At 65.9% G+C, this 6,101-nt stretch carries 8 protein-coding genes; 5 read left to right on the forward strand and 3 right to left on the reverse strand.

The features are described from left to right. Positions 1 to 569, forward strand: a 569-nt coding sequence (locus Q0672_RS16405) for an ATPase, T2SS/T4P/T4SS family (RefSeq protein ID WP_298623954.1), incomplete at its 5' end; no start/stop codon positions are given. A gap of 19 nt (positions 570 to 588) precedes the next feature. Here Q0672_RS16405 and Q0672_RS16410 read toward each other — a convergent pair. Further along, positions 589 to 1,983, reverse strand: a complete 1,395-nt coding sequence (locus tag Q0672_RS16410; protein ID WP_298623956.1) for an N-acetylmuramoyl-L-alanine amidase — start codon at positions 1,981 to 1,983, stop codon at positions 589 to 591. Further along, on the reverse strand, positions 1,923 to 2,453 hold the full coding sequence (gene tsaE / locus Q0672_RS16415; protein ID WP_298623958.1) for a tRNA (adenosine(37)-N6)-threonylcarbamoyltransferase complex ATPase subunit type 1 TsaE: 531 nt from the start codon (positions 2,451 to 2,453) through the stop codon (positions 1,923 to 1,925). Before tsaE ends, Q0672_RS16410 begins: the two co-directional genes overlap by 61 nt. Here tsaE and queG point away from each other — a divergent pair. The 3 genes from queG (at position 2,439) to murI (ending at position 5,187) form a co-directional block, all read left to right on the forward strand. Further along, a complete protein-coding gene (gene queG / locus Q0672_RS16420) occupies positions 2,439 to 3,536 on the forward strand; it encodes a tRNA epoxyqueuosine(34) reductase QueG (protein ID WP_298623961.1) in 1,098 nt (365 codons plus the stop codon). The two genes, tsaE and queG, sit on opposite strands and share 15 nt — an antisense overlap. 81 nt (positions 3,537 to 3,617) lie before the next feature. Continuing rightward, positions 3,618 to 4,319, forward strand: coding sequence for a long-chain N-acyl amino acid synthase (locus Q0672_RS16425; RefSeq protein ID WP_153162760.1), 702 nt, complete (start codon positions 3,618 to 3,620; stop codon positions 4,317 to 4,319). A 58-nt stretch (positions 4,320 to 4,377) separates the two neighbouring features. Then, positions 4,378 to 5,187, forward strand: coding sequence for a glutamate racemase (gene murI, locus Q0672_RS16430; RefSeq protein WP_153162761.1), 810 nt, complete (start codon positions 4,378 to 4,380; stop codon positions 5,185 to 5,187). A gap of 54 nt (positions 5,188 to 5,241) precedes the next feature. Here the strand turns inward: murI and Q0672_RS16435 are convergent, their stop codons facing one another. Then, positions 5,242 to 5,793 carry a cob(I)yrinic acid a,c-diamide adenosyltransferase gene (locus Q0672_RS16435; protein WP_153162762.1) on the reverse strand — a complete coding sequence of 184 codons (552 nt, stop codon included), beginning with the start codon at positions 5,791 to 5,793 and terminating at the stop codon, positions 5,242 to 5,244. 150 nt (positions 5,794 to 5,943) lie between these two features. Here Q0672_RS16435 and Q0672_RS16440 point away from each other — a divergent pair. Then, the coding region (locus Q0672_RS16440) for an alanine--tRNA ligase-related protein (RefSeq protein ID WP_298623963.1) at positions 5,944 to 6,101 on the forward strand (158 nt) is incomplete at its 3' end.

Raw genomic sequence — 6,101 nt, forward strand, 5'->3', positions numbered from 1 at the left:
AAGCCTCGCTCACCGGCCACCTGGTGTTCAGCACCCTGCACACCAACAGCGCGCCCGAATCCATCGTGCGTCTGCTCGACATGGGGATGGACCCGTTCAACTTTGCAGACGCGCTGCTCGGCGTGCTGGCCCAGCGGCTGGCCAAGCGCCTGTGCAGCAAGTGCAAGAAGGCCTATCACCCAGACGAAGGCGAGATCCGTCACCTGCTGGACGAATACTGCGAGGACCTGCACAACACCCCGATCTTCAAGGAAGACCCGGACAAGGCGCGCGAAGCCGTGCTGAAGGGCTGGCGCGAGCGCTACGGCGACAAGAATGGTCGTTTCACGCTGTACGCACCGGTGGGTTGTGATAGCTGCAATGGCGGCTATCGCGGCCGGCTCGGCCTGCACGAACTGATGATCGGCACCGACCGGGTGAAGGAACTCATCCAGGAGCGGGCGCGGGTCGCCAACCTGCTGTCGGTGGCGCTGGAAGAGGGGATGCGTACCCTGCGCCAGGACGGCATCGAAAAGGTGATGGCCGGGCTCACCGACCTCAAGCAGGTCCGCAAGGTCTGCATCCGCTGACCCTGCGGACGGCGCGGATTCAGTCGAGCCGCGCCAGCTTGGATTTGGCCATCGGCGGGTTGCGCGCGAAGTAACGCCGCAGGCCGCGCACGATGGCTTCGGCCATGCGCTCCTGGTAGGCCTCGTCGTTCAGGCGGGCTTCTTCTTCCGGATTCGAGATGAAGGCCGTCTCGACCAGGATGGACGGGATGTCCGGCGCCTTCAGCACCGCAAAGCTGGCCTGCTCCACTTCGCCCTTGTGCAGGCGGTTGATGTTGCCCAGCTCCCCCAGCACCGCCTTGCCCACCTTCAGGCTGTCGTTGATCGCCGCGGTCTGCGACAGATCGAGAAGGGTGCGCGCCAGGTGGCTGTCCTTCACCCCGATGTTCACCCCGCCGATCAGGTCGGCCGCGTTTTCCTTCTGGGCCAGCAGGCGGGCGGCGGTACTCGACGCGCCTTTCTCGGACAGCACGAACACCGAACTGCCCCGCGCCGTCGGGCTGATGAAGGCGTCGGCGTGGATCGACACGAAGAGATCGGCCTGCACCCGGCGGGCCTTGGCCACGCGCTGCTGCAGCGGCACGAAGTAATCGGCGTCGCGGGTGAGCATCGCCCGCATGTTGGGCTGGGCGTCGATGCGTGCCTTCAGGCGGCGGGCGACGGCCAGGGTGACGTGCTTCTCGAAGCTGCCGGCGGCGCCCACTGCGCCCGGATCTTCGCCGCCGTGGCCGGGGTCGATGGCGACGGTGATCAGGCGACTGACGGTGTCGTCGTCGTCCGCGCGGCGAGGCTCTTCGGGCTGTGGCGTTTCACGGCGCGGCGGGGGCTCGGCGGGCTTGCCACGGGGCGCTTCGGCGGTCTTGCGGGGTTTGTCGTCGTTGCGCTGGGGCGGCGTGGCGCCACCGGCGGCGGCCTCTTCCGGAGAGATCTTCTCGAGCAAGGCGAGGAGCGGATCGACGGGCTCGGTGGGGTAGAGATCCAGCACCAGCCGGTGGCCGTATTCGCCCACCGGACGTAGGGTGAACACCTGCGGGCTGACCTCGGCCTTGAGCTCGATGACCAGCCGGACCACGCCCGGGCGGTTGCGACCGGCGCGGATGAGCTGGATGTACGGGTCCTGCCCGGTGATCTTGGTGGGCAGCGACTGGAGCACCTCGTTCAGCTCGACGCCTTCCAGGTCGACCACCAGGCGTTCCGGGTTGTGCACCGACTGGTGGGTGAACACCAGGGGTTCGCGGCTTTCGAGGGTGATCCGGGTGTAATCCCTGGCGGGCCACACGCGCACGGCCAGCACGGAAGTCTGGGCGGCCTGGCCGCTGCGGCTCACCAGCAGCAGGAGCGCCGCGCTGGTCGAGCCGATGAAGCGCCGGCGGCTCAGCAGGCCGACGGGTTCTGCGACGGGCTTGCCGGCGTGGTGACGAATTTTCCGAGACATCTGCGACCCTCCGTGCTCAGTGCGCGCAGCGCAAGCTGGCGCCCGCCGTCTGCTGCAAGCTGCAGTTCGACTTCGAGATCTGCCGCGCAGAGATAGGGGTGGGCGCGGTCAGGCCACTCGACGAGACGGATGCCGTCGCCCTCGAAATACTCGTCCAGGCCGGCTTCAAGAAACTCATCTGCATGGGTGAAGCGATAAAAATCAAAGTGATATACGGTTATTCTAGAATCTTTATAAGGTTCGACCAAGGTATACGTTGGACTTTTGACTTTCCCGGCAAATCCCAGGCCCCGCAGCAGGCCGCGGGTGAGGGTGGTCTTGCCGGCGCCCAGGTCGCCGCGCAGGTAGATGGTCAGCCGTGAGGGCAGGGCGCCGGCCAGGCGCTCGCCGGCTGCAAGCGTCGCGGCCTCGTCCCGCAGGTGCAGGCTGGGCGACGGATCGTTATCATGTTCGTGATGAGCGTGGAGCACGACATTCTTCCTGGTGGGCATGGGGATCTGGCAGGTCTCGCGGCACGCATCAAGGCGTGGGGGCGAGAGCTCGGGTTTGACGCGGTGGGGATTTCCGACACCGGGCTGGCCGAAGCGGAAAGCGGCCTCGCGGCCTGGCTGGCCGCCGGCTTTCACGGGCAGATGGATTATATGGAGAAACACGGGACGAAGCGCTCCCGTCCGGCCGAACTGCTGCCGGGCACCTGCCGGGTGATCTCGGCGCGCATGTCCTACCTGCCCGACGCCGCTGCCGCCGAGGCGGTGCTCGACCAGCCGGGCAAGGCCTACATTTCACGCTACGCCCTCGGGCGCGATTACCACAAGGTGCTGCGCGCCCGCCTGCAGCGGCTCGCCGACCGCATCGCCGCCGAAGCGCCCAACGCCCATCGGGTGTTCGTGGATTCGGCGCCGGTGATGGAGGTGGCGCTGGCCGGCAAGGCCGGGCTGGGCTGGCGGGGCAAACACAGCCTGCTGCTGTCCCGGGAGGCGGGGTCGTTCTTCTTTCTTGGCGAGATCTACATCGACCTGCCGCTGCCGGTGGATGGGCCGGTGGAAGGCCATTGTGGCACCTGCTCGGCGTGCATCTCCGCCTGCCCGACCGGGGCGATCGTCGCGCCCTATCAGGTGGACGCCCGGCGCTGCATTTCGTATCTGACCATTGAGCTGCACGGCAGCATCCCCGAAGCGCTCCGCAGCCTGATCGGCAACCGGATCTACGGGTGCGACGACTGCCAGCTGGTGTGCCCGTGGAACCGCTTCGCCCGCCCGACCGCCGAGGCCGACTTCGTTCCTCGTCACGGGCTCGACTCGGCGACGCTGGTGGAGCTCTTCGGTTGGGACGAAAAACAGTTCGCCGAGCGCCTGGCCGGCAGTCCGATTTACCGGATCGGCCACGAGCGCTGGCTGCGCAATATTGCAGTCGCGATGGGGAACAGCACCGCAACGCCAGGACTTATCGCCGCGCTCAAGGCGCGACAGGACGATTCTTCGGCGATCGTCAGGGAGCATGTCACATGGGCGCTACTAAGACACGGTGTTCCAGGTGCCTTAGGCACGGTATAGTACGCGGCGATGTTTCGAAAACCCTCTCCCAAACCTGCCGAAGACGCGCGCGCGCCACAGACTCTGGCGGAAGTGACCGCCATGGAGTCCTGGAGGTTCGATCCGCTGTGCATCGCGGAGGATGGACCGACGGTCAATGCTGCCAGCGAGCGGCAGGACAAGTTCCGCATCAAGATGCTGATGCGGGACGGCGAACGGCGCCGGGAGACGGATCTGCTGATCCAGAAACGCTACGCCTGGCGCGGTTATGGGCAGGTTGGTGTGGCGGACGAGCCGAACCAGCTCACCATGAACGCCGAGCTCTTTGGCCGCGTTTACGCCACCGTGACGGTGAACGTCGACTCCCCCGCCGGGCTCGCCCTCGATGCCACCTACGGCGCCGAAGCCGCCCGCCTGCGCTCCCAGGGCGCCAAGCTGTGCGAGTTCGGGCGTTTCGCCATCGACCCGTCGGCGCGCTCCAAGCGCCTCATCATCTCGCTGGTGCACCTGCTATACATCTACGCCCACCGCGTGAAGGGCTGCACCGACATCCTCATCGAGATCAATCCGCGTCACCGGGCCTTCTACGAGCGCCTGCTCGAGTTTGAACAGATCGGCGCCGAACGCACCTGCGAACGCGTCAATGCGCCCGCCATCCTGATGCACATCTCCTGCGCCAAGATCGAGCGGCGCCTGAACGAGATCGGCGGCAAATGGCGTGAACTGCCGGACGAAAAATCCGCCTACAAGTTCGCCCTCAGCGCCGAGGAAGAAGAAGAGCTGGTCGCCCGTCTCGGCTACTAGCCCCGCGCTGCTGCGCCGAGTGGCGTAGAATCCGGCTTCCCCGTTTTCCCTTCCGATCATGTCTGATATTGGCAAGCTGCCGATCGGGGTCTTCGACTCCGGCGTAGGCGGTCTCACCGTCGTGCGCGCGCTGATGGAGCGCCTTCCGCTCGAGAACATCGTCTATTTCGGCGATACCGCCCGGGTGCCCTACGGCGTCAAGTCGGTGGCGACCATCGAGCACTTCACCGGCCAGATCACCGATTACCTCCTCGACCAGGGCGTGAAGATGCTCATCATCGCCTGCAACACCATGGCGGCGGTGGCGGCCCATGTGGTCAAGGAGAAGGCCGGCAGCATCCCGGTGCTGGACGTGATCGAGGCTGGCGCCCGGGCCGCGGTGGCCGAATCCACCTCCCGTGCCATCGGCGTGATCGGCACCCCCACCACCATCAACAGCAACGCCTATGCCCGCCGGATGCACGCCCTTGATCCGAACGTGAGGGTGTATTCCCAGGCCTGCCCGCTGTTCGTGCCGCTGGTCGAGGAAGGCTGGCTGGAGCACGAGGTGACCCGGCTCACCGCCCAGGAATACCTGCGCCCGGTGCTGGTGGAAAACGTCGACACCCTGGTGCTCGGCTGCACCCACTACCCGCTCATCAAGCCGCTGTTGCAGGACGTGGTCGGCCCCAATGTGCGGCTGGTGGATTCGGCGATCACCGTCGCCGAGCAGGCCGCCCAGAAGCTTGCCGAACTTGGCATCTCCAACGACGGCGAATCCCTCTCCACCTACCGCTACACCGTCACCGACATCCCGCTGCGTTTCCAGACCATCGGCGAGCGCTTCCTCGGGCGCTCCCTCGGGCAGGTCGACAAGGTCGACTGGTAAACAAAAAACGGCTGCCCGAATCGGCAGCCGTTTTTGCTTGCAGCGGAGCGCGGATCAGGCGTTCTTGCGCTTCTGCCACAGCACGTCGCCGCGGCCGCCGGCGCGGTTGAGCACGCGGCCAAGCACGAAGAGCAGGTCCGACAGGCGGTTGAGGTACTGGCGCGGCGCGTCATTCACCGCCTCTTCCTGGCCGAGCGCAACAATCATCCGCTCCGCGCGCCGGCAGATGGTGCGCGCCTGGTGGGACAGCGCCGCGGCACGGGTGCCGCCGGGCAGGATGAAGTCCTTCAGCGGTTCCAGGTCGTCGTTGAAGCGATCCAGCTCGTCTTCCAGGTACTGGACCTGCTTGGCGGTGATCATCTCCATGCCCGGGATGCACACCTCGCCGCCCAGATCGAACAGGTCGTGCTGCACGTTGGTGAGCAGGCCTCGCACGTCATCGGGCAGCTCCTCGCACAGCAGGATGCCGATGGCGGCGTTCACTTCATCCACCTCGCCCAGGGTGTGGATGCGCAGGCTGTTCTTGGAAACCCGGTTGCCGTTGCCCAGGCCGGTGGTGCCGGCGTCGCCGGTTCGGGTGTAGATCTTGGAAAGTCGGTGGCCCATTGCTGTCTCCCTCGTTCAAGGTGTTTGTCTGTTATTGAACGGCGGATTATAGCCATCAGGGGCCGGCAGGGTTGGATGCTACAATTTCAGGCTTTGAAACTTGCGTTCCCCCGACCGTCGCCCGCGACGCCACCCGGAGACCCCACGCCGATGAAAAGCGCCGAAATCCGCCAGAAGTTCCTCGAATTCTTCGCCTCCAAGGGCCACCAGATCGTGGCCTCCAGTTCGCTGGTGCCCCACGAGGACCCGACCCTGCTGTTCACCAACGCGGGCATGAACCAGTTCAAGGACGTCTTCCTCGGCTTCGA

Origin of the sequence: uncultured Zoogloea sp. (assembly GCF_937894855.1) — a bacterium.
Classification (GTDB): domain Bacteria; phylum Pseudomonadota; class Gammaproteobacteria; order Burkholderiales; family Rhodocyclaceae; genus Zoogloea; species Zoogloea oryzae.

Coding starts and splice junctions, on each gene's coding strand:
- queG (WP_298623961.1), top strand. CDS start 2,439: ATGAGCGTGGAGCACGACATTCTTCCTGGTGGGCATGGGGATCTGGCA.
- Q0672_RS16435 (WP_153162762.1), bottom strand. CDS start 5,793: ATGGGCCACCGACTTTCCAAGATCTACACCCGAACCGGCGACGCCGGC.
- Q0672_RS16410 (WP_298623956.1), bottom strand. CDS start 1,983: ATGTCTCGGAAAATTCGTCACCACGCCGGCAAGCCCGTCGCAGAACCC.
- murI (WP_153162761.1), top strand. CDS start 4,378: ATGTCTGATATTGGCAAGCTGCCGATCGGGGTCTTCGACTCCGGCGTA.
- Q0672_RS16425 (WP_153162760.1), top strand. CDS start 3,618: ATGGAGTCCTGGAGGTTCGATCCGCTGTGCATCGCGGAGGATGGACCG.